At 57.3% G+C, this 23,486-nt stretch carries 16 protein-coding genes and 6 pseudogenes; 9 read left to right on the top strand and 13 right to left on the bottom strand.

Features of this window, described 5'->3' with window-relative positions; all coding sequences use genetic code 11:
- The first annotated feature begins 28 nt into the window (after positions 1-28).
- The gene (locus AC4ANK_RS13270) at positions 29-874 is read left to right on the top strand and encodes an NAD-dependent protein deacetylase (RefSeq protein ID WP_002553548.1); all 846 of its coding nucleotides are present in this window, start codon (positions 29-31) and stop codon (positions 872-874) included.
- Here AC4ANK_RS13270 and AC4ANK_RS13265 read toward each other — a convergent pair.
- Positions 871-3,232 (bottom strand): annotated as a pseudogene (locus AC4ANK_RS13265) (DNA polymerase II). The gene AC4ANK_RS13270 and the pseudogene AC4ANK_RS13265 overlap by 4 nt on opposite strands.
- Before the next feature lie 222 nt (positions 3,233-3,454).
- On the opposite strand from AC4ANK_RS13265, the gene AC4ANK_RS13260 reads away from it, so the two are divergent.
- The gene (locus AC4ANK_RS13260) at positions 3,455-3,895 is read left to right on the top strand and encodes a CBS domain-containing protein (protein ID WP_002553546.1); all 441 of its coding nucleotides are present in this window, start codon (positions 3,455-3,457) and stop codon (positions 3,893-3,895) included.
- Between the two features lie 53 nt (positions 3,896-3,948).
- Here AC4ANK_RS13260 and AC4ANK_RS13255 read toward each other — a convergent pair whose 3' ends face one another.
- Together AC4ANK_RS13255 and AC4ANK_RS13250 are read right to left on the bottom strand one after the other, a co-directional pair.
- Positions 3,949-4,494 (bottom strand): DUF4174 domain-containing protein, encoded by a 546-nt coding sequence (locus AC4ANK_RS13255; RefSeq protein ID WP_002553545.1) that lies wholly within the window; start codon positions 4,492-4,494, stop codon positions 3,949-3,951.
- 124 nt (positions 4,495-4,618) lie between these two features.
- Positions 4,619-5,819: pseudogene (locus AC4ANK_RS13250) on the bottom strand (aspartate aminotransferase family protein).
- A gap of 103 nt (positions 5,820-5,922) precedes the next feature.
- On the opposite strand from AC4ANK_RS13250, the gene AC4ANK_RS13245 reads away from it, so the two are divergent.
- On the top strand, positions 5,923-6,828 hold the full coding sequence (locus AC4ANK_RS13245; RefSeq protein ID WP_002553543.1) for a LysR substrate-binding domain-containing protein: 906 nt from the start codon (positions 5,923-5,925) through the stop codon (positions 6,826-6,828).
- A gap of 70 nt (positions 6,829-6,898) precedes the next feature.
- Here the strand turns inward: AC4ANK_RS13245 and AC4ANK_RS13240 are convergent.
- Both AC4ANK_RS13240 and AC4ANK_RS13235 read right to left on the bottom strand, forming a co-directional pair.
- Positions 6,899-7,498 (bottom strand): annotated as a pseudogene (locus tag AC4ANK_RS13240) (methyl-accepting chemotaxis protein); the annotation flags it as partial.
- A gap of 255 nt (positions 7,499-7,753) precedes the next feature.
- Positions 7,754-8,791 (bottom strand): annotated as a pseudogene (locus AC4ANK_RS13235) (methyl-accepting chemotaxis protein); the annotation flags it as partial.
- Between the two features lie 232 nt (positions 8,792-9,023).
- On the opposite strand from AC4ANK_RS13235, the pseudogene AC4ANK_RS13230 reads away from it, so the two are divergent.
- Both AC4ANK_RS13230 and AC4ANK_RS13225 read left to right on the top strand, forming a co-directional pair.
- Positions 9,024-9,527: pseudogene (locus tag AC4ANK_RS13230) on the top strand (GAF domain-containing protein).
- Between the two features lie 464 nt (positions 9,528-9,991).
- Positions 9,992-10,459 (top strand): BRO-N domain-containing protein, encoded by a 468-nt coding sequence (locus tag AC4ANK_RS13225; RefSeq protein ID WP_460414688.1) that lies wholly within the window; start codon positions 9,992-9,994, stop codon positions 10,457-10,459.
- A gap of 66 nt (positions 10,460-10,525) precedes the next feature.
- On the opposite strand, the gene AC4ANK_RS13220 is transcribed toward AC4ANK_RS13225, so the two are convergent.
- Together AC4ANK_RS13220 and AC4ANK_RS13215 are read right to left on the bottom strand one after the other, a co-directional pair.
- Positions 10,526-10,762 carry a hypothetical protein gene (locus tag AC4ANK_RS13220; RefSeq protein WP_004661480.1) on the bottom strand — a complete coding sequence of 79 codons (237 nt, stop codon included), beginning with the start codon at positions 10,760-10,762 and terminating at the stop codon, positions 10,526-10,528.
- A 92-nt stretch (positions 10,763-10,854) separates the two neighbouring features.
- A complete protein-coding gene (locus tag AC4ANK_RS13215; protein WP_002553538.1) occupies positions 10,855-11,694 on the bottom strand; it encodes a TauD/TfdA dioxygenase family protein in 840 nt (279 codons plus the stop codon).
- A 138-nt stretch (positions 11,695-11,832) separates the two neighbouring features.
- Between AC4ANK_RS13215 and AC4ANK_RS13210 the strand changes: the two genes are divergently transcribed.
- Positions 11,833-12,336, top strand: a complete 504-nt coding sequence (locus AC4ANK_RS13210; protein WP_002553537.1) for a GNAT family N-acetyltransferase — start codon at positions 11,833-11,835, stop codon at positions 12,334-12,336.
- A gap of 309 nt (positions 12,337-12,645) precedes the next feature.
- Positions 12,646-13,224: an ATP phosphoribosyltransferase regulatory subunit gene (locus AC4ANK_RS13205; protein ID WP_002553536.1), complete on the top strand. Its 579-nt coding sequence runs from the start codon at positions 12,646-12,648 to the stop codon at positions 13,222-13,224.
- Between the two features lie 58 nt (positions 13,225-13,282).
- Here the strand turns inward: AC4ANK_RS13205 and AC4ANK_RS13200 are convergent, their stop codons facing one another.
- Positions 13,283-14,182, bottom strand: a complete 900-nt coding sequence (locus tag AC4ANK_RS13200; RefSeq protein ID WP_031595995.1) for a LysR family transcriptional regulator — start codon at positions 14,180-14,182, stop codon at positions 13,283-13,285.
- A 181-nt stretch (positions 14,183-14,363) separates the two neighbouring features.
- Here AC4ANK_RS13200 and AC4ANK_RS13195 point away from each other — a divergent pair, with 181 nt between their 5' ends.
- Together AC4ANK_RS13195 and AC4ANK_RS13190 are read left to right on the top strand one after the other, a co-directional pair.
- Complete coding sequence (locus AC4ANK_RS13195; RefSeq protein ID WP_002553534.1) at positions 14,364-15,380, top strand: zinc-dependent alcohol dehydrogenase family protein; 1,017 nt, start codon at positions 14,364-14,366, stop codon at positions 15,378-15,380.
- 123 nt (positions 15,381-15,503) lie between these two features.
- Positions 15,504-15,962: a metallophosphoesterase family protein gene (locus tag AC4ANK_RS13190; RefSeq protein ID WP_002553533.1), complete on the top strand. Its 459-nt coding sequence runs from the start codon at positions 15,504-15,506 to the stop codon at positions 15,960-15,962.
- Positions 15,963-16,005: 43 nt separating this feature from the next.
- Here the strand turns inward: AC4ANK_RS13190 and tssM are convergent, their stop codons facing one another.
- The 5 genes and pseudogenes from tssM to AC4ANK_RS13165 form a co-directional block, all read right to left on the bottom strand.
- Positions 16,006-19,509 carry a type VI secretion system membrane subunit TssM gene (gene tssM, locus AC4ANK_RS13185; RefSeq protein WP_460382777.1) on the bottom strand — a complete coding sequence of 1,168 codons (3,504 nt, stop codon included), beginning with the start codon at positions 19,507-19,509 and terminating at the stop codon, positions 16,006-16,008.
- Between the two features lie 13 nt (positions 19,510-19,522).
- Positions 19,523-20,386 carry a type IVB secretion system protein IcmH/DotU gene (icmH, locus tag AC4ANK_RS13180; RefSeq protein ID WP_005734665.1) on the bottom strand — a complete coding sequence of 288 codons (864 nt, stop codon included), beginning with the start codon at positions 20,384-20,386 and terminating at the stop codon, positions 19,523-19,525.
- 8 nt (positions 20,387-20,394) lie between these two features.
- Entirely contained in the window at positions 20,395-21,726 is a 1,332-nt protein-coding gene (tssK, locus tag AC4ANK_RS13175) for a type VI secretion system baseplate subunit TssK (RefSeq protein WP_031595998.1), read from the bottom strand.
- Positions 21,723-22,223 (bottom strand): type VI secretion system lipoprotein TssJ, encoded by a 501-nt coding sequence (gene tssJ, locus AC4ANK_RS13170; RefSeq protein WP_031595999.1) that lies wholly within the window; start codon positions 22,221-22,223, stop codon positions 21,723-21,725. Before tssJ ends, tssK begins: the two co-directional genes overlap by 4 nt.
- Positions 22,224-22,544: 321 nt before the next feature.
- A pseudogene (locus AC4ANK_RS13165) lies at positions 22,545-23,486 on the bottom strand (sigma-54 interaction domain-containing protein); the annotation flags it as partial.

The following is a 23,486-nucleotide window of genomic DNA, read 5'->3' as shown; positions in this document are numbered from 1 at the left end:
GATAACATGAGTCATTCGAGGTTTGAAGATGCTGGACACTACAACCTACAGTCAGCTCGAAACACTTTGCGAGACAATGACCGGCAAGTCCTTTCTGGTCGTCACCGGCGCAGGTATCAGCACCGCGTCCGGCATTCCGGACTACCGCGACAAGGACGGCGTCCGGCGTGGCAAACAGCCGATGATGTATCAGGAGTTTGTCGGCAACCCCGCTGCGCGCCAACGTTACTGGGCGCGGGCGATGCTGGGCTGGCCGCGTATTCGCGCGGCGCAGGCCAATGCCGCGCATCGGGCACTGGCTGCATTGCAGGTTGAAAATGCCATCAGCGGACTGATCACCCAGAACGTTGATGCACTGCACAGTCAGGCCGTAAGCCAGGACGTCATCGAGCTGCACGGCAGCCTGCACCGTGTACTGTGCCTGGATTGTCAGCAACGCAGCGAGCGGGCGGATATTCAAGAGCAGATGCTGGAGCAAAACCCCTATCTGCTAGGCGTCGATGCCAAACAGGCACCCGATGGCGATACCCTGCTGGATCCGGCTTTCGAGACCGGTTTCAAGGTGCCCCGCTGCCCGCATTGCGAGGGCGACAGACTCAAGCCGGACGTTGTGTTCTTTGGTGAGAACGTCGCGCCGCAGACCGCTGCCAAGGCAACGTCGAGCGTCGAACAGGCGGAAGGCTTGCTGGTGGTCGGCACGTCATTGATGGCCTGGTCGGCGTTCCGTCTGTGCAAGGCAATGGTCGAACAGGGCAAACCGGTTATCGCCATCAACCATGGCAAGACCCGCGCGGAAGAATTGCTTGAAATGAAGATCGAAGCATCATGCGAGCAGGTACTGCCGTGGATCGCCGAGCAGCTCGGCGCGCGTTAGAACAACCCTAATTGCCCGCCGATCAGCGTGCTGAAATCATCGTCGACAAACGGCAGGATCGCATCAGCCAGTGGTTGTAACTGGCGAGTCACGTAATGGTCGTAGTCAATCGGCGCGTGACGAATCTCCAGAGGTTCCGGTCCGGCAGTGGTCATCACGTAGCTGATCCAGCCGCCGCTCTGGTATTGACGCGGACGACCCTGCTGATCGTTGTATTCATCGGCGAGCCTCGCGGCGCGCACGTGGGGCGGCACGTTGCGCTGATAATCATCGAGCTTGCGGCGCAGGCGCTTGCGGTAGATCAACAGGTCATCCAGCTCGCCTGACAGGGTGCACTGCACGTAGTCACGAACATAATCCTGATACGGCTGGCGCTTGAAGATGCGCAGGTATAGCTCCTGCTGAAACTGCTGAGCCAGCGGCGACCAGTCGGTGCGCACGGTTTCCAGGCCCTTGTAGACCATCTCCTCGGAACCGTCAGCGCGAGTGACCAGTCCGGCGTAGCGTTTCTTGCTGCCCTCCTCCGCGCCGCGCACGGTTGGCATCAGGAAGCGGCGAAAATGCGTTTCGTATTGCAGCTCCAGCGCGCTGTGCAAGCCATATTCATTGTGCAGGTGCTCGCGCCACCACTGGTTGACCTGTTGCACCAGCGTCTTGCCGATGCTTGCCGCTTCTTCCTGCCCGTGAGGACGGCCCAGCCAGACAAACGTCGAGTCGGTATCGCCGTAGATTACGGTAGCCCTGTGCCTGGATGAGGTCGCGGGTCTTGAGCATGATTTCATGCCCGCGCAAGGTGATCGATGAGGCCAGCCGCGGATCGAAGAACCGGCAGCCACTTGACCCCAGCACGCCGTAGAAGGCATTCATTATGATTTTCAGGGCCTGGGACAACGGCGCATTGTGCTCGCGCTTGGCGGTCTCCCGACCTTGCCACACACGTTCCACGATCGCTGGCAGGCTATGGCGGGTGCGAGAAAAGCGCGCGCCGCGAAAGCCTGGCACCGACGCGCTGTCCTCGGGATGACGCATGCCTTCGATCAATCCCACCGGGTCGATGAGAAAGGTTCGAATGATCGACGGATAAAGGCTCTTGTAGTCCAGCACCAGCACCGACTCATAGAGCCCCGGCTGGGAATCCATCACAAAACCACCGGGGCTTGCCTCCGGCATGCGTTCGCCCAGATTAGGCGCGACGAAGCCCTGGCGGTGCATCAGCGGAATGTACAGATGGCAGAACGCGGCCACCGAACCACCGCTGCGGTCAGCGGGCAGGCCCGTTACGGTGGCTCGTTCAAGCAGAAAGGTCAGCAACTGGGTCTTGGCGAAAATGCGCGTCACCAGCTCGCAATCCTTGATGTTGTAACGCGCCAGCGCAGGCTTGTCCTCGGCGAACATGCGGTTGATTTCGTCCATGCGCTGGTAAGGCGTATCAATGGCCTTGCCCTCGCCCAGCAGGGTCTGCGCGACATTCTCGAGACTGAACGACGGAAAGCTCCAGGTCGCGGAACGCAAGGCCTCGATCCCGTCGATGATCAGCCGCCCGCTGACCTCGGCAAAAAAATGATTGTTACGGCTGCCATGCTCCCGCCAGCCCATTGCTTCACCGCCACGCCCGAGCCGCAATGGCACTTGCAGGCGCTGGGCATGTTCATGCAGAACCCGCAGGTCGAACTGCACGACGTTCCAGCCGATGATTGCGTCAGGATCGTGCAACGCCAGCCAGCCATTCAGGCACTCCAGCAACTGCGCGCGGGTATCGCAATAATCGAGCTGAAAATTCAGCTCCTCGTCGCCGCCATTGGGTGGCCCCAACATGTACACCTGGCGCTGACCACAGCCCTCCAGCGCGATCGAATACAGCTCGCCACGTGCCGTGGTTTCGATATCGAGCGACGCCAGCTTCAGGCTGGGACGGTAATCGGGTGCCGGCCTGATTTGCGCGTCGCAAAGCACGCCCTCGGCATCCGGCGTACCGCTGAATTGCACTGGCGCGGTGATGAAGCGCTCCATCAGATAGCGCTCAGGCGGGCGAATGTCTGCCTCGTAAACATCGACATTGCCTCTACGCAGCAGTTTTTCGATGTTCATCAACTGGCGGTGCTGCTGGCAATACACACCGAGCACAGGTCGATGACGAAAATCGCAAAGTTCCAGCGGACGCAATTCCACCCCGCGCTCGGTACGCAACAGCGACCGCGCACGCTCGCCCTGCTCGGCAGGAATAAAGGCGACAGAGGGCTGGCAAGGCAGGCGAATATGGCGAGGACCCTGATCGGTAGCCAACCAGAAGTCGACCTCGGTCCCGGCGGGCGTATCTTGCCAGTGCCGACTCAGGATGAAGCCCTGCTGTAAATCCAACGCTGCTACCTCGACCGCATGGCGAAACCGTTGATTCTACTTGGCTGTGAGGTCAAGCGCGCGGTCGACAGTCGAATTCAGGCCATTTTCAGGCGCTGTCAATTAATTGCGTCTATGCCCTTTATCCCTATTTATTTGTTGCTCGATTCTGCGCGCTGCACGATTCTGTAGTGCGCCTGAAAATGCACTACAGTCTTACAGGTCCCGATCACGGAGAGCACCATGAAAACCGTCGCCCAACTACTGAAATTGAAAGACCTGCAAAACCAGCAAGTACATACCATCGGCCCGGACCAGATGGTGCTCGATGCGCTCAGGCTGATGGCGGAAAAGAACATCGGTGCGCTGCCGGTGGTCGAGGGCAACGTGGTGGTCGGCGTCGTCAGTGAGCGCGACTATGCACGCAAGGTGATCCTCAAGGGGCGCTCCTCGGTGGGTACGCCGGTCAGAGAAATCATGAGCAACAAAGTCATTACCGTCGACTCGCAACAGAGCGTCGAAGCGTGCATGGGGATCATGACCGACAGCCATCTGCGCCATCTGCCGGTCGTGGAAGACGGCCAGCTGCTGGGCCTGCTGTCGATCGGCGACCTGGTGAAGGAAGCCATTGCCGAACAGGCCAGTCTCATTCAGCAGCTTGAGCAGTACATTCGCGGCGAGTGAGCCGAACGGCACGCCAGGCGCAGCGCGCGATTACCGCACGCTGCGCCGGTCACTCAGTCATCCAGCGTCTTGCCAGGTGCCCCGCCCTTGACTGGTTTGGCCGGTTTTTCGGCCGGTGCAGGCTTGGCCTCTGGTTCTGGTAGCGGCGCGGATGCCTCTTTCTCGCGCATTGGCATCTGGTCGATGGTGGCGAAGATCTCCTTAAGGTCTACCGATTCTGACTTGCCGATAGTCTTGTCGATCTTTTTCTCGCCGTCCTTGCCCACCAGAATGACCTTGGTACCGACACCCGCGCCCAGCTTCAATTCGCGAATCAAGGCCATGGTCGACTGGGGGTCCATGCTCTTGCCGTCACGCTCGCCGATAGTGTTCACCACCGTGAACAGCACCATATTGCGCTCTGTGAAGTCTTTATGATTGGCAGACTCCTTCAGCGCATCCTTCAGGTGGCTCAGCGCCGGATCAGCCGGGCTGGGTGCGATGATGATCAGCGGGCGCGACTTGCCGCGCTCCTGGGCCAAAGGGCCATCGCTGTCAGCGGCAAGCGCTGTACCTGCAGCGACAAGCAGGGTGGCGAGGGTCAGGGACCGGATGAACATGGTGGGCTCCTTTCAAATCCATTGGGTAGCCATCGCGCGCAGACATACGCGATGCTGGACTGTTCTACCGCATATGGGTCATCCCGGTACAGCCCGATGTAGTCCTTTTCCTTAATCCCTTGCTTCAGGCAGAGCGCTCAAGCGATTTGTAAAGGGCGCTGTCGAGGCTCGCCAGCAGGCCTTGAACGATCTGTTCCACCTCGGCAGCGTTCAGCACCAATGGCGGCAGAAGACGGATGACCTTACCGCGCGTGACGTTGATCAACAGGCCGTAGTCCTCGGCCGCGATCCGGCAACTCGGGTATGGCCTGCCGCAATTCGATACCGATCATCAGCCCGAGGCCACGAATCTCCAGCACCTGCGGGTGAGCGCCAAGCACGTTGCGCAGCCGCTCCAGCAAGCGGCTGCCTTGCAGGGCGGCGTTTTCCACCAAGGCCTGCTGTTCGATGATGTCGATTACCGTGCAGCCGACCCGACAGGCCAGCGGATTACCACCGAAGGTGCTGCCGTGGCTGCCGGGGGTGAACAATTGCGCCGCCCTGCCCCTTGCCAGACAGGCACCTATCGGCACACCGTTGCCCAAACCCTTGGCCAGGGTCATGACGTCCGGCACGATGCCCTCGTGCTGAAAGGCAAACCACTTGCCGGTCCGCCCCATGCCGGTCTGGATTTCGTCGAGCATCAACAGCCAGTCACGCCGGGTGCAGCGCTCCCTCAGCGCCTTGAGATACCCGGTTGGCGCGACCTGCGCGCCGCCTTCGCCTTGAATCGGCTCCACCAGTACTGCGGCAATGCGGTGCCCGTGAGTCACGCAGACCTTGTCGAACGCCGCCAGATCGCCAAAGGGTACTTTGACGTAATCCCCCGGCAAGGTGCTGAAGCCCAGGCGCACAGCCGGTCCGTCACTGGCCGACAGTGTGCCCAGCGTGCGGCCGTGAAAGGCGTTTTCCATGACCACCACCAAAGGCCGTTCGATGTACTTGTGCCAGCCGTGCAGGCGCGCCAGCTTCAGCGCAGTCTCGTTGGCCTCGGCACCGGAGTTATTGAAAAACACCCGATCCAGCCCCGACAAACCGGTCAGTTTCTGCGCCAGACGCTGCTGCCAGTCAATGCTGTAAAGATTGGAAGTGTGCAACAGCAACCCCGCCTGATCCCGAATGGCCTCTACCAGCAGCGGATGCGAATGGCCGACATTGGTCACCGCCACGCCCGCCACAGCATCCAGGTATTGGCGCCCGCTCTGGTCCCACAGACGCGTGCCCAGGCCACGGGTGAAGCTCAGGGCCAGAGGTTGGTAAGTGCTCATCAGGCAGGCAGTGGTCATGACGTGAAGCTCCTTGGGTATGTTTCGATTTTTGCAGTATCGTTAACCACTCCTTATGGATAAACAGCCAAACACTTCAATCATTTTAAAGCAGGGCTTGATAATGGATTTGTTTCAGGCGATGCGTGTGTACGTAAAGGTGGTCGAAGCAGGCAGCCTGACGGCGGCAGCTCAGGCGTGTTCGATTTCTACCACTATGGTTGGCAACCACCTGCGCGCACTGGAACAGCGCCTGGGCGTCAGCCTGTTGCAGCGCACCACTCGCCGTCAGCGCTTGACGGAATTCGGCACTGCGTATTACGAGCGTTGCCTTGAAGTGCTGGGGCTGGTGGCCGAGTCCGAGCAATTGGCCGAGCAGGCCCAGGGCGATCCCAGCGGCACGTTGCGCATCACCGCGCCGCTGACGTTCGGTTCGGAAGTGCTGGCCCCGGCCCTTGCCGGGTTCTCGCTACGCTTTCCCGAGGTCAAACTTGATCTGGTGCTGACCAACCAGCGTCTGGACATGATCGACAATGGTTTCGATATCGCCATACGCTTGGGAAACATCCCGCAATCCTCGCCACTGATTGCGCGCCCCATGCAGGACTACACCCTGACCATCTGCGCTGCGCCGAGTTATCTGGCTCGCCATGGAGCGCCTGCGCACCCCGGAGACCTTGGTGCGCACAATTGCCTGGCGTTCTCCTACCCGGCAGGAGACGAGTGGCGCACGGCTGGCACCCAATGGCGTATGACCGGCCCCGAAGGTGAAGTGCTGGTGGATGTCGACGGCTCGATGGTTGCCAACACCTCTGCCGGTCTTTATCAGGCTGCGTGTGCTGGAATGGGTGTAGTGATGCTACCGGATGCGCTGGTTCAGCGAGACTTGCAGGAAGGCCGGCTGGTTGCGCTGCTGCCGGGCTATCACTTGCCCAGACGACCGATGAACCTGCTGTATGTGCAGGATCGTTATCGGCTGCCTAAAGTGAGAAGTTTTGTGGAGTACGCGATGGGGCTCTGGGGGCGGTAAGCACTTACCGCCCAAATGTCATCGAACCGACGCCGGTGCGCGCGTTGCTGCCCGCACCGGAGTTTGCCGGTCAGACCTTGAATCGGCTGACCATGCTCTGCAGATGCACACCCAGGCGCGCCAGCTCGACGCTGGACGCCGCGGTCTCTTCACTGGCGGACGCCGTTTGCTCGGAAATGTCGCGCACGTTCAGAACGCTGCGGTTGATCTCTTCGGCAACCGCACTCTGCTCTTCGGCAGCAGCGGCAATCTGGTGGTTCATCGTCTCGATGGTCGAGATCGCCTGGGTCATGTTATTGATGGAAACGCCAGCATTGCGCGTCAGCTCGACACTGTTTTCAGTCAGAGCCTGGCTGTTGTCGAGAATCGTAGCCACTTGCGATGTACGGCTGTGCAGGCCACTGATCAACGCAGCAATTTCTTCCGTCGATGTCTGCGTGCGCTGGGCCAGGCTTCTTACTTCGTCAGCCACCACCGCGAAGCCTCGTCCGGCTTCGCCTGCACGCGCCGCTTCGATGGCAGCATTGAGCGCCAACAGATTGGTTTGCTCGGCAACGGCCTTGATCACGTCCAGCACGCCGCCAATCTTGTTGCTTTCGCTCTTGAGCTCGTCCATTGCAGATTTGGAGTGTTTGACTTCAGTCGCGAGCTTCTCGATCTGGGCAACCGCCTTGGAAACCACACCTTCGCCATCGCGGGCTTCCTTCGAAGCATTAACCGCCGCATGGGAAGCCTGCTCTGCGTTGCGTGCGACCTCCTGAACAGTCGCAGACATTTCGTGCATTGCAGTGGCAACCTGATCCGTTTCGCTCTTCTGACTGTTCACCCCGGCACTGGTCTGCTCAGTGACAGCCGACAACTGTTCGGCTGCGCTGGCGATTTGTGTCACACCATCGCGCAGGCCGCCAATCAGCTCGCGCAGGTTGCTGGTCATGCGCAGCATGCTGCCTTGCAACAAGCCCAGTTCATCCTTGCGCGTGACCGGCTGGTTGTACGTCAAATCGCCATCCGCTACACGCTCGGCCAGCTTCAGTGTGTCAAGCAACGGGCCGACGATAAGACGAGTGATAACCCAGGCCGCCAAAGCGCTCATGATCAACGCTGCAATCAGCCAGACAGACAGAAGGGTCTTGGCCTCGCCCACGTCTTCTATTCTCAGACTGACCTGATTGGCTGACAGCTTGTCGGCAGAATCAAACAGAATGGCGATAGTTTTATTGATCCCTGCCTGTGCCTGATCGATCTTGTCCTGCGCCGCAGTGAACTGATTCAACGTGTTCTGATAGCCGAGCAGAGCGTCCACAAGGTACTTGATCGTCGCTGACTGGCTATCGAAGCCTTTCAGATTTTTAACAAAATTAATAACCGTGTTCATCGACGTTTCAGCCGGTGCCCGGTTCTCGGTTTTCAGGGAATAGGTGTAACCACGCAAGTCGAAGCGCATTTTCTGAAACAACGTCATCGCCTGAATAATGTCGTCACGCTGCGAGGCGCTGCCGTCATCTGATCGGGCAATGGCGTTCAGTTTCTGCAAATCGTCAGCGGCTGCGTCAGCGTACTGGCCAAACACTGACCGGGTCGCCTCGCGGGCGGCAGTGGCCTGCATCAGATTATCGTAGTGGACACGATAATCCTTCATCGCTTCAGCAGAAGCATTTACCAGCGGGGTGTTCAGCGGAGAGTCGAAAACTTTCTGCGCATACTTCACATGATTTTCGAGACTATCGATAGCTTTCAGCCAGTTGCTGGCGCGCTCGGCATCGTAGTTGAGCGCATAAGCCAGGCGGGCTATACGGACATCACGGGTCAGCGTGCTCAGCTTGCCGATATCGGCAATCCTCTCGCTTCGTTCGCTCAGCGAACTGATCCCCGTCCAGCCTGTGAGTGCAATCAACACGGTCAGCACAATGACCAAGGCAAACCCGAGCACAAGCTTGGACCTTACAGAAATATTGTTCAGCATAGCGTTCACCGTAAATTGCTCTTGTCTGGTCATTGTGGGGGTTATAAGCGGCTTGTCCTTGCCATTTATACAACCCACAGTTGTCGGCGGGGCAGCTTCAAACTTTAAAAGTTGACGTCAAAATTCATGCTCGAAAATAAACATCGACTCGTCGAATAACCCGTATGGCCTTTCACGCCAGTCGGTTAGCATGGGCCGCTGTACCTACACATCGAGTATTTCGGAGAATTGCATGAGTCTGGAGTTGACAGCTTCTCGAGACGGCCTGACCACAGAGGAACGTTCTGCGATTGCCGAAATAGAGGCAACGACCAACATTTTAAGGCTGGTCACCCGACTGACAGGCATGCGCTTTGCCGGTATCGCAAAGTTCACCGACGCGGATTGGATCGCCTGTTCTGTATACGACCCGACTGACCTGGGCATCGACGATGGGGACGTGTTCAAACTGGAGACCACGCTGTGCAGTGAGTTTTGCGTCACCCCCGAAGCGTTGTTCGTACCGCAGATCAGCAAAAACGGCCGCTACGCGAACCGGCCGGTGGTAAAGCGCTAAGCCATCGAGAGTTATGCAGGCGTGCCGGTCCATCTTCCGAACGGACAGTTGTACGGCGCGCTATGTGCGCTCGACTCCGACGTGACGTTGTTTGACGACCCCGATCTGGCGGAAACACTGACTCTGTTTGCCAGATTGATCGGCTGTATTTTCTTCGCCAACATCAGCGAAACAGACTGATGTAGCTGCCGCTTGATGCGAGTGAAAAACACGTTTCATGCGGACGAAGCGTTGGTTTTGCAGGAAAGGATGAAGTCGCTCGACTGAAAAATCTCTTCGCCCTGTGTGAAGTTTCCGAGAAGACTTCAGTTGCTTGCGCGGGCTGTATCGAGGATTTAAGGTGCGCCGTCGCTGCAAAATCAGCGGCCGGATTTAGCGATCCGAATCTCTATTCTCGACATCGCGTTTCATGCTCAACATGAACATCGCGTTATGGCGGCTGTGCGTCGGAGACCTTCGGGTCTGCCGGTGTGCGAAAGATTAGAGACCGGTTCGCTAACCTTCGCACAGCTGCCACCTTCTCGTTTAGCGACGTGATTGGGGCTCTATGTTCGCTATGGAGCGTTTAATCAATGGATCTCCCATTCCCCCTTCTTCCCTGCACCGAAAACCACGAGCCCACCCTATTCCTGCGCCACCGTCGCATGTTGCGTGCTGTTGTCATGCACGCAGAAGCCTGGTTCCCGCTGGAGGACATCGCCCGCCTGATGGGCAAGCGTCTGGACGAGCGCAACACCCGCAAGCTCGACGCCGATCAGCGCCGCACCGCATGGTTGTTGACCCACGGCGAATGGCAAAAATGCCTGCTGATCAGCGAGTCTGCGGTATTCGCCCTGTTGATTCACCATTACATCCCGGAAAACCGCGCCCTGCGACGCTGGCTAACGCAAGACGTGCTGCCCGCACTGAGCGCCCGCCCCGTTGATATCAACAACGACGGCCCCACTCACTGCCAAATGCAGTGGCAGGGCACAACCCTGAGTACGCTGCAATGGCGCGGGGATATCTGGGTGAAGTTGCGCGACATGCCGGAAATCGTTCAGGTCCAGACGACCGGCAAGAAAGATGGCTGGCTGAAACGCCTGAAGTTGCTGGGCAAACGGGCTGCTTGAGCGCTTCAAACAGGCTCTGTACAAAAAGTGGCCACGCTGGCCGACTTTTCGTACACAGCCTACGGTTTACTCTACGGTCGCGTACATGGGCACGAGTTCAAGCATGGCGCTACTGAACTGGCTTTCATCAAATTGCGTTCGGTGTCGAGGCGACACAGGTTTGACCGGGCGCTCGCCGTCCAATAACGCCTCGGCAGGCAGATCAATCCCGAAATGAGGAAATGGCTCCTGAGCCACCCAGCCTCCGGCCGCCAGAACCAACAGTAGAAATACGCCCGCGATGGGCTCTTTAGGTCTGCACATTCTCGTTTCTCCAATCCGGCAAAACGATTCAGCTCACAATGAGCAACTCGATATAACAGCCACGGCGTCACCCGTGTGTCGCGCCCGGCAGATCACTCGAAAGGCTCTTCGCCCTGCAACTTGGTGCGGTGCATCATTCGCCCGCACGCGGGGTCGTAAGCTTCCGCACGGTGCATGGTGCCGGCGTTGTCCCATATCACCAGATCACCTGCCTGCCACGCATGGCTATAACTGAACGCCTCGGCTGTAGCCCACTCGCGAAGGCCGACCAGAATCTGCGCGCTTTGCGCCAGGCTGCTGCCAACGACCTGCTGCGCAGTGCATCCCAGAATCAGCGACTTACGACCGGACCGGTGCCTCCAGACCAGCGGCAACTCCTTCTCGCCGATAGCCTGCATGGCCTTGAGCATCGCAAGGCCAGGCTCGGGATTGTAATAGAGTAACGATGCCCATGGCGCGTGAATTACTCGTAAGCGTTCGTAATGTTGTTTATCAGCGCTCGATAACGCCTCGTAAGCCGCATAGGTATTACAGAAACCGGTATTGCCTCCCCAACTGGCGGGCACCTTGCAAGACAGCAACGACGCCAGAATGGGCACATCGCTGCTCGTACCGTCGATATGCCAGTAGAGCGAGCCCTTGAGAAACTCAGCGCCTGCCGGGTTCTCTTTGACATCAAGGCTGATCTTGGTGATGTTCTGGCCATCACTGGCTTCCGGACAGAAAGTGCCCAGCGTACGGGTGAAAGCGATCTGCTCTGCATCGGAAAAATTAATCTGCGGAAACACCAGCACACCTCGCTGCTCCAACAGTTCCCGGATTTCCCCGGCGAATTGACCCGACAGCAGCTCCTGCTTGCTGTTGAAAATACGCGTACCAATACCTGGCTTGATGGGCTCCTGGGACAGCTGAACGAGCGAAGTGGCTAACATGATGCGACCCTCTTCATAAGTGAACACAACGGTACACTTATGGAAAAATCTGCGCAACCTCTTATTGAGCCGACTGGCCGCACACCTTGCCTGCGCCTTACACTGGCCAGCCACTGACCGTTCAAGGAATGAATCAACGTGCACGCCCCTGCCCCGCAAATCCTCATTCAGCGCATGGCCGAAATCCACCTTGAAGGCGTTACTGCGCTCTACAACGAGCCTGCAGTCTGTCGTCAGGTGCTGCAAATGCCTTATCAATCCATCGAAGTGTGGCGCAAACGCCTGGCAGCCAGCACAGAGCGACATGTGAAGCTGGTCGCGCTGAGTGGCGGCGAAGTGATCGGCAGCCTCGGCCTGGAACAATATTCGCGCAGCCGACAAAGCCATGTCGGCGCTATAGGCATGGGCGTCGCGTCGGCCTGGCACGGCAAAGGCATCGGCTCGAAACTGCTGGCGGCAGCGCTGGACATCGCAGACAACTGGATGAACCTGCACCGGGTAGAACTGACCGTGTTTGCCGACAATGAGGCAGCAAAAGGCCTTTATCGCAAGTACGGTTTTGAACTGGAAGGACGCCTGCGCAACTACGCCGTGCGCGATGGCGTATTCGTCGATGCCTTGAGCATGGCGCGGCTGAGGTGAGCGGTGCTCCTGAAGCTACCGCTTGAGCGATAGCCGAAAGCATGCAAGGATCAGCCATGAATCAAGTCCTTAAAAGTAACCGACATCACCCTCACGGCCCCACCTCAGGTGCCGCGGTTGCTTGCGCTCATCGATTGGCCAGACATAGATCCACGTTCTGACCCATCAGTGAAACAAACCAAGGCGCCCACGGCGCCTTTTTTATTGCCTATTACTTTGAAAACAACCACCTGAAAACAACGGAGATCACCACCATGACCATGCTACGCGGAACCCGCATCGTGACCGGAACAGAAGCCGCAACCCTGCGTGAGACAGAAAGCCGTTTCCGGAGCTATCTTCATCGAAGCGGGTGCTGAAGAAGCGATAGTCCCCGCGTTATGGGGTGAGGACACTTTTATCGAAAAAGCCGGCGGCAGCGAGATCATCAGCCAGATGTGGGCATTCAACGACAAGGCCGGACGCGCCTGTTGCCTGATCCCGGAAGCAACGGCCCTGTTCCAGGAGCGCAGTGAAGCCCTGCTCAACGGGCGACGCGAAGCAGTGTTTTTCTATGTCGCACGTTGTTATCGCTACGAGCGACCGCAAGCCGGACGCTACCGTGAGTTCACCCAGTTGGGGCTGGAAATTCTCGGCCCGTCACCGCAGCAAGCCTTGCAACGCAGCCAGACCATCTGCACAGGCTTTCTGGACTCGCTGGGGCTGGACTATGAACTCAATACCGCCGTCAAACGCGGCCTGAGTTACTACCTGAACGGCAACGGCTTCGAGGTACGCTGCTCACGCCTGGGCGCACAGCAACAGGTGGTCGGCGGCGGAGCCTACAGGGAAGGTGCCGGGTTTGGCATCGGGCTGGAGCGGCTGGTGTTGGCGCTTGAGCGTAATTAATCCCGCTTGGCCAGGAGCGCCTTTGCAAGGAGGCGCTTCTCTACTCTGCTACACGTATTTAGCGTACTTCAAACCAACGAGGATGAAGTTTCGGAAAATGCTCTTTCAGCCAAGCGACGAATGCCTGCACCTGCGGCGCAAGGTGTGTACGGCTCGGGTACAGTACAGAAACCGGGCGCGGCAACGGGCGAAACGCTTCAAGCACTTCGACCAACTCTCCGCTGGCCAGAAACGACTCAACGGTAATGCCCGGAGCCTGAAGAATACCGAACCCGGCAAGGCCGCACTGCACATAGGCGTTGGACTCGTTGACAGTAATGCCACCACGCGGCGGAACAGGAAAGTCGTCGCCATTCAACGAGAAATGCCAGGGTAACGGCCGATTGCTCTGACCAGACAGAAAGCTGACCCCGCAATGACCTGCCAGCTCGTCCAGCGTTTCCGGCGTGCCGAAGGCTTGCAGGTAGGACGGCGCAGCGCAGGTGACCATCGTGGCCCTGCCTATTTCCCTGACCACCAGACTTGAATCGGGCAGCTCCCCGATGCGCAGCGCGCAGTCGATGCCTTCTGCGACCAGGTCCACCGTGCGGTCCGTTACTCCCAGCGCCAGCTCGATTTCGGGGAATGCCTGGGTAAACCCTTTCAGGCTCTCCATGAAACTACGCTGGCTGAACGCTGCCGGGATATCAATCCGAAGCCGCCCCCGCAGGGTCGAGCCGTTTCGGTCGAACATGGAGGTGGTTTCGGCAAGATCAGCCAGATTGTTCTTCACGCGCTCGTAAAAACGCTGACCTTCCGCAGTGAGTTTTACGCTGCGGGTCGTACGTTGAAACAGCCGGACATCCAGCGACGCTTCAAGGTCCTGAATGATCCGGGTCACATGGGGACGCCCTATCTGCGTGGCCTCCGCCACTTTAGTAAAACTGCCCAGCTCGGCAAGTTTCGCGAACACCTGCATTGACTGTAAAAGGTCCACCGACGAATCCCTCTGAACAAATACCGAGCCATTGTTGCCTGGCAGGATAACAATCCTGTCGATTTGCGCCCATTTATCTGCACCAGCGTTTTACCAACAATGACTTCAGCGCCCACAAGGCAACCGCCTCTGTGAGCCCAAACATGATTGCTGGAGACATTGAATGAAAGCGTGGCTGTTAAAAGATTTCGGGCTCGACAATCTGGTGCTCGGAGAAGCTGAAACGCCGGTTCCCAAAGCAGGTGAACTGCTGGTGAAAGTCGGTGCGGTATCCCTCAACTTTCGCGACAAGGCCATCGTCGACGGTATCTACGAACCGCATCGCGTACCCAAGCCATTGATTCCGGTCAGCGATGCAGCCGGTACTGTCGTGGCGGTAGGCGAAGGCGTCAGTCGCTTTTCAGTAGGCGATCGCGTGAACTCGCACCTCTACTCGCGCTGGATCGACGGCCCACCAGGCCCGGACGAACCGGATTATTGCTTCGGTTCGCCGTTGCCGGGTGGCCTTTCTGAATACATGATCATCCATGAAGACAGTGCCGTACGTGCACCGGATGCCATGTCGGATGAAGAAGCCGCCACATTGCCGATTGCCGCACTCACGGCCTGGTACGCACTGGTTGACTTCGGTCAGATAGAAGCCGGGCAAACTGTCCTTGTACAGGGCTCAGGCGGCGTATCGATCTTCGCTGTGCAGATCGCGACAGCCCTGGGTGCCAAGGTCATCGCGACTTCCAGCAAGGACGATAATCTGCAAGCGGTGAAGAAGCTGGGCGCTGTCGCCGGAGTGAACTATCGAACCCATCCCGAGTGGGCAGACGAAGTACTGAGACTCACTGACGGCAAGGGTGTGGACCTGTTACTGGACGTAGCCGGTGGCGACGGCATCAATCAGTCGGTTGCGGCCACCAAAGCGGGCGGGCGCATCGCGCAGATCGGTTTTCTGACCGGCCAGACTTCGGCGCTGAACCTGATGCCGATGATCTTCCGCCAGACTACCTTTCGCGGTATCGCCGTAGCACCTCGCTCGTCGTTTGACCGGATGAACGCCTTCCTCAACGAGCACAAGATTCGTCCGGTAATCGATCACGTCTACCCGTTCGAGCAGGCTCTCGAGGCATACGAGCACTTGGCCAGAGGCGCGTTTGGCAAGGTGGTAATCAAGGTTGATCAGGCCTGACACGGTATTGAGGTTGCGACGCGCGGATACTTCCTGAGCGTCGCACGCCACAGTCCCCCATCAACCATTCGAACTCAAAGGGTTACACTGCCTCCCTACCCCGCTCCTGACCCGAGGCCCCTGATGAAAGTTGGCGTGATTTCCGACACCCACGGACTGCTTCGTCCTGAAGCCATTACGGCGCTTGAGGGCTGCGAAGCCATCCTCCATGCCGGTGACATCGGCAGCCAGGACATCGTCGAGCAACTCGGCGCCATCGCCCCGCTACATATCGTGCGCGGCAACAACGACCAGGACGCCGAGTGGGCAAAAAACATCGCCGATCACCTGCGCTTCGACATCGAAGGCTGGCAAACCCTGCTGGTTCACGACATCGCCGATGTTCCGGCGCTACTGGATGACAGCGTGAAAATGGTCGTTACCGGCCATTCACATAAACCCCTCATCGATTGGCGCGGCGACACGCTGTATCTGAACCCGGGCAGCGCCGGGCGGCGGCGTTTCAAGTTGCCGGTGACGCTGGCGTTGCTTGAGGTGGGCGCGGATTCGATGGAGCCGACGCTGGTGCAGTTGGTTGACTGACAATTCAGATAGGCATCAAGTGTGAGAGCCCATCTGAATATCATCACAACTGAGCAGGCATACGAAAATCGCGTAATGCACTCATATCAAAAGGATTCGGCGCACGCTGGCTCGACAACAGGTAGTTGGCCCGCATGCCTCCGACATCGGCCTTGAGCACAAGTACATCACGGCCCTTCAGGGGCTCGGTCTGCATCAGGTCAAAGAGGCGGAACAGCGACCATGGGCCGCTATTCTTTTCGATGCCCAGCGGTCGGCCGACCATGCCTTCCATCACCAGACTTGTACGTCCATCCTCAGTATCAGCGGGCCACCTGAATAACATCGGTACGATGGGGCCGTGACGATACTCAAGTGACTGATCACCCAAACGGAACTGAGCGCGGCGTACAGCAGGGTCGAGGGTGTGAGGTTCTAGAGTGAATTGCACCTGCGGTTCCTGCGTGCGGTGAGCAAAGAAGCTACTGCGGATTTTATAAACACCCGCCATCTGATCCAGATAAGCGCGACTCATCGGCAGACTATAGCCGTCAATCGTGCGCAGTCGATAACGACCAGGATCGCCACTGACGAAGGGCTTCAGGTAGCTATCGAAGAAGCGCTCGGCTATGCCCTGCGCGCCGAAGAACTCGCGAAAATCATTAAGCGCTACATCACTGCTGCTGTGCGCATGGAATGGATAGCGTTTGGCGAGAGACTGTTCATAGAAACTGTAAAGCTCTGCCTTGTAGCGTTGGTTGAGGTAATGGTGAGACTGATACAGCACAAAGCTCCAGGTATCTTCAGCCAACGCGCTCAACCAGCCGCCCAGAGGCTGGGGTAACACAGTCGCGGCATTACGCAGATTGCTCAAGGCGTCTCGCTGTCCAGACATTCGTCCCTTTGCCATCTCGTAGGCCGCCAGTCCAGGCTGACCGGAGCGACCCAATGCGGCCATTTGCATCTGCAATTCATTAATGGCGTTCAATGCTGTAATCAGATCGGCGGCAGGACCATTCTCGTCATCCAGCAAGCGGTGCAAAGGATCGAAGCGACGCTGCAATGATTGCTTCGCCATTGTGGGCAGGCTATCGGTAACGGTCTGCTGCAACGTATCGCCAATCGCAGCAACCTGGGTGAGCGCCACAGGGCCCGGTGCAATCTTTTCAGCCTCGGCTTTCATAGCTCCGAGACTGTCTGCAAGGACGGGGAAAAGTGTGTTGTCACGCACCTCGACCAGCAACTGCAGCAAAGGCGAATGCGCTGCCGTCAGCCCGGCCAGTTGCACGGCAGCCTGGCTGGCTCCTTCAAAGGGCTGCAGTGAAACCCGACCGATCGCTTCGGCCCAATGATCGGCGTAATCACGAAAGTACAATTTTTCCAGTTCGACCATCAATGCTCGCAACTGATGTGCGTTGTACTGTTCACTTTCACCCAGGACCCAGTTGTCACGCATGATTTCAGTTACCACGGCTGTACCACGGGTAACGAAATACTGCTCGTAGCCCTGGCGTGTATAGAACCCGGGAATCCGATAGTCAGTACCAGCCAAATGCTTTGCCTGAGGGCCGGTGTTGTGGCCAAGGCTGTAGTCCGGAAGTACACGCGCTTTTTCACGCAATACCCGATAAACCACGTTGGCGAAGGATTCGTTACGCAGCACCTGCCGAGCCTGCGCCACTAATGCGTCGTTTAGCGGATAGGCAAAAGACTGTTCGAGCAAACGCCCAAAATGCTGATTCAACTCGTGCTGAGCCTGTGCATGCCCGACATAACGAATTGACCAGTCGGTCGCCACTCGCTCCTTCAGCGCAGAAGGTATCCGGTGTTCACGCTGAACCAGCATCAGATAGGCGCGCAAGTTGTCCAGTAACTGCTCGCGATCCTGCAGGCTGGCCATTATGCGGGCTTCAAACATCCGCACCACTCGTGGCAGCAACTGGCCCTGCAACTGGGCATGATAAGCGCGCAAAAGCACATCATTTGCAGGCTCGCCCTGATAAAGACCGTTGCGCTCATACAGAGTGACATCGCTGTTGTCCGGAAATACCTGAGCGGCCTGATAAAGGGTGTTCAGGCTATCAAGGACTGTCAGTAGATCATCCTCGGCGGTGAGCGATGAACGTTGTTGCGCCCACTGCTCACCCAGAATACGAAGCCGTTCCAGCCGGTCGTGGTTAGCACTGAAACCGGTCGCCCATAGCACACCAAACCCAGACAAAAACAATAGCGCAGCGCAATACACTGCCCTCTGACGCCAAAGAATCTTTCCGCGTGCTTCCTTGTTGAGCACAGCGAGATCGGACTCAGGGAAAATCACATGTCGCAACAGATCATGAATGAACCGTGCTTTTCCAGGTTGTGGAACCTGTAATCCGGTACCAACCTCCCCATCAGCTCTTTGGGAGCTCTGAGCAAGTTGCGGCGCACGGGTCAGATAGAACCCACGAAGGTGACTGGCGCGCTGATAGCGATTTCCGGAGAACGCGAGTTCGACAAAAACACCCAGTCTGTGTGCGATACCTCCAAGCAAGTTGGGGAATTCAAGCATTTTGCCGCGGCGCTGGCTGTCTCGTTCCTGATGAATGCGGGTGATGACCTGGCTGCCAAGCCGTTGCAGCAACGTTTCAAACTCCTGAATGAGAACACCGCTATCAGTGCCACTCTGACCGTTTTGAAATGTGCCCCCAAGGACCTGCTCACTCTCCTCGCGAGACAGTTGATCAAAAAAATCATCGAAACCTGCTATCGAATCGGCCTTGGTCAGTATCAGATAAACCGGTACATCAACATGCAGCTGCTGAAAAACTTCGTCCAGGCGCGCGCGCACATCTTCAGCCAGTTTCTCCAGACGCTTGTCACGCTCGTCAACCAAAATGTCCACTGGCAATGTCACCAGCACACCGCTGAGCGGCTGTACGCGGTGACGGCCCCGTAACAACCCCAGAAGGGTCATCCAGGCGCTGCCGTCGACCTCGGGTACAGGCTGGTCAAGATAGCGGCCCGATGTATCCAGCAAAATAGCCTGCTCGGTAAAATACCAGCCACAACTGCTGGTGCTGCTCGTGTCGTGCGTCAGTTTGCGCCCGACCCTGTCGAGGGGAAAGTCGAGTCCGGAAAAATCCAGCAGGCTGGTCTTGCCGCTGCCCTGCGGGCCGATCAGTGCATACCACGGCAGCTCGACTCGACCCCGGGCACCCAATTCGCCATACAGCGCAGAATCCTTGAGCACGCGCAGGGCATCCTTGAAACGACTGACAAGCTCCAGGTGCTCTTTTTCCACGGCGACAGACTTACGCAGAAGTTCGTGACCTGCATGGCTGTCTTGCGCCTGTTTTTTCTGCAAACCAATGCGCCAGTTGTTGAAGACAATCCCGAGGCCCCAGACCAGAAACAACACACTGATCGATACGAGACGCGCAATGGGGCTATCCCAAAACCTGTTATCCGCCACCGCCAGCAGTGGCCCGAACATCCAGATACATGCAGCCAGCACAAGCACCAACAGCAGCGACCAGGCCCAGGTACTGCACAGCAGCGCGATGAATTTTTTGAGCAGGGTTTTCATTGCATTTCTCATTTCAAGATCGGAGCTCAAGCGCTGCCAGATACGCTGGCTGATAGGATTTGAGTACGACCTCACGCTGCTCGCCGAGTACCCAGGTAAATCCGCAATACAGCACAGCCAGGCTGATAACGGTGAACAGCACGACCAGCCATACCGGTACGACACGCAGCCGTTCAGAAGCCCTGGACTGTGCGCCCTGCCAGCGAGGTGAAAGAGTTCGGGACACGTCGCCTCTCACATGCCTTATCTGCCGATAAAGGCTGTCGCGGATGTCTTCCAGTTCATGGCCATTAAGGCGGTGCGAGCGGTATTTCCCCTCGAACCCGAGCGCCAGACACAGGTACATCAGCTCGAGCATGGGCAGATGCTTGAACGGACTGGCAGAAAGCTTTTCGAGGAGTTGAAAGAATTTTTCGCCGCCAAATGTCTCCTTGTGAAAACGGCTCAGCAGACTGATCTTCGACCAGTCACTCTTGCTGCCCCAGGGCGTGTTCAACACAGCTTCATCCACGACCGTACACAGCACATAGCGCGCAGCCAACAGCTGATCATTTTCTATAGCGTTTCGCCGACCCTCGGCCTCGAACAGCTTGATCTGGTCCGACAGCTGTACGTTCAGCAGCGCAATATCGCCAAAGTCTTCGGCTGCAGACAGCCTGGACACCTGAGCCAGCAATTCGCTCGCAGCAGCGACCAGCGGATTGACATGGATACTGACCCGCTTTTCGGCTACCTGCCGGGTGTTGTTGATCAACCGTTCCTGCAGACCTTCGAAAAGATTCGCATCGTGGGGACTCGTGAACATGTCATCACCCGGCCAGACATTGTCCCGACCATAGGTAACGGCATGGTCTTCGCGACTGCTTTGCATATCCATCACTCTGCTCAATTTCTGATCGCCCAGAACTGCAACTCAAGCCCCGGAAATTCACCTGATACATGGAAAGCAAATCCCCCTGACTTATCGATTCCGCTTTGGTCCCGGTCATCGATATCGAGAATGAAATAGGCTTTTGCAGCGTGAAACGGTATTTGCCGCGGAGCCACAGGCAGCGGCCTGAGCCGCATACCCGGCAGGTGCAGACTCACCAGTTCGCGAATACTTTCCACAGAGCCCACTTTGAGGTGCGAAGGCAGTCGCCCACGCAGCTCTTCGGTATCGCAATCAGCACGAGCGGCAATGACAAATGAGGCATCCCCCAGCAACTCACGATCCACCCGAGGCGAGACCAGAACGCCGTACTGCCTGGGCTGCAACTCAAGCTCCTGCGCGTGCTGCTCGAGAACCATCGACAGCATTTGTCGTATGGCAAACATTAAACGTTTGAACGTTGCGCCCTGATCACTGTGCTGATAGCTGCCCTCCAGTCGAGGACGTCTGCTTTCATCGCCGAACGTCGACAACTCGCCAAAAAGAGATAACAGCGCCCGATACAGTTCTTCGGGGTGCACCTGCCGGGTAGTGAGATAGTGTTGAAGTACCAACGCGTTGCGATTAATCAGTTGCAACATCATGAAATCGCCCGTCTCTGCACCACGCGCCTGGCCGTATGTACCGATGCGCTCGGCGATGATGTCGCCTCGATGCTGCAGCAGACCTACAACTTCCTTGAGGCACGACATCAAGTAGCGTGAACCACTGGCGTTGATGAAGGCCGGTGAAAAACCGGTGTCCAGCGTTATTGCCTTGTCAGGGCTGCAGATAAGAATATGCCCCAACTTGAGCAAGGTGTAGGCGTGCTCTCCGCGAGGTTCTCCCACTAACAGACGAAATTCCGGGCGCGCGCATAACACCGAAGTGGAACAGTCTGCTCCGGCGTTCGAATCCAAAACATCCGTTGCGTAGGCTGTAAAGCGTGCGATCACCTCCGGCTGTTCGTGGCTGCGTGTCTCAATGCAATTACCCGCCATTGTCGGCAGCGCTATGTACACTGGCATGTTTGAAGTGTTTGCAGGAATATCCAGCGCCAATGGACTGTTACGGTCGCGTATGTCGAACACGCTACCGTCCGGCAGGATACCCGAGGCCTGAGCAAGTACGATCTGTCCCGAGCCCAAAAAATGCGGATCAATTTCAAGGGCTGTGAACCCCCAGTTGTAGGCGCCCGCCAACTGAGTGCGAACCCGCAATTGATGGTCGTAGTAACGATCGTTATGTTGAAAGTGCTGCGGCCGCAGCAACATGCCTTCCTGCCAGATAACCTTGTGCGCGTTCATGTCGGATTTCCTGTGCCTGTCTGGCTATCTGCCCGTTGAAGGCCGGATTCACCCAGTACGAAAACGGCTCGATTCTGCTGTTTGGGGTGAACCTTGATCACGTGACGCCATTGGGTTTCCGGCAAATTTCGATAGGCAGCCAGTACACCGATGTAACGACTGCCTTGATCCAGTTTCAGCTTCAGTTCAATACTCTCGCCTGGACGAAGTTCAAACTCTTCGCTTGCAATCAGGTCTTGCCCGAGTGCCTGAACAGTCCGTTGGTAAAGCGAAAAGAAATCCATATTCTCGAAGGTCACCGGACGCCTGAGTTCCAGGACCTTGAGAACAATCGGCGAGGGCCTGCCATTGACATCAGGGTTAAGCTGATTGTCTGCATTCAGTCGAATATCCATACGGGTTTGCGTTGAGTACGGAGAGAGAGCTGAACAACCGTTGAGCATGAGTAGCAGCAGTAACAACAGTGACCGTTTGACTCGGCTAACGTGAAGATTCATTGAATTCAGCCCTGTAAATCCTGATGGAGGCAGCGATACAACCGAACGGCGGCTCATGACAGCTCACGCCCATAGAATGCGCTGACACGGGGGTGGGCAATGTCCAGGAGCCCCACACTCGATTCGTCTACTACTTCGTTTCGGCTGGTGGGTTCAGGGCTGCCCAAAGCCCGGTATTGATCATCGCTGAACTTGAAATGGCCAGTGCACCCTCCAAGGCAAATCATCGCAGCGAGCACAAAAGGCGCAGAGCGCCGACAATGAACGTTCATTGGAAAAAGGTCCCAGATAATGAGTTAGGCAATCGTGGTGATTCAGCAGTTAATCAGGCCGTCCGTGAGCAGCACCGATCTTCAAATGCGCCAGGCGATAAAGCAGCGTGCGTCGTGACACCCCGAGAGTGCGTGCTGCACGACTCCGGTTGCCGTTACAATCGCGCAAACACTCAAGCAGTACGTCGCGTTCGAACTGTTCGATGCGCTCACGTAGCGAAAGGCAAGTCGGATTGCTTATCGGGTTGGCGGGGATGGGAAAGTGTTCCGGTTTCAACTCACCGTCTTCGCATAACAACACTGCCCGCTCGACGAACCCCTTCAACTGTCGAACGTTGCCCGGAAAGGCGTATCCCGATAAAGCAGTCACGGCAGCCCGCGACCATTGCACCGGATCTCGTTGTGAGTGCTGACATGCCTTATCGGAAAAATGCCGGGCCAATATTTCTATATCACCCACGCGTTGACGTAACGGAGGAAGCTCAATGGGAAACTGTGCCAGACGGTAGTAAAGGTCTTCACGAAAACGCCCTTCTGCAATGAGCGTTGGCAAATCGCGATGAGTAGCGGCAATGATTCGCACATCGACCTTGCGAACCTTGTTGGCGCCCAGCGGCCGAATCTCTCCTTCCTGTAACACTCGCAGTAGCTTTGCTTGCAGCAGCATCGGCATATCGCCAATTTCGTCGAGTAGAAGCGTGCCGCCATGAGCAACATCGAACAGACCAGGTCGATCACGATCAGCGCCGGTAAACGCCCCTTTGCAATAGCCAAACAGCTCGCTTTCCAAAAGAGCTTCGGGAAACGCAGCGCAATTCTGTACAACAAATGCGTTGGAACGGCGAGGTCCGTACTCGTGGATAGCACGAGACACGACCTCCTTACCCGTTCCGGTCTCGCCAGTAAGCAATACAGTGCAGGTGCTGTCGAGAATCTTGCCCAGAAGATGGGTTGTTCGGCCCAGGGCAGCGCTACGTCCTGTAAGCCCATA

The organism is Pseudomonas sp. Pmew2, from assembly GCF_058129885.1.
Note: the sequence above shows the minus strand (reverse complement) of the source record. Positions and strands in the feature narration are given on the sequence as shown.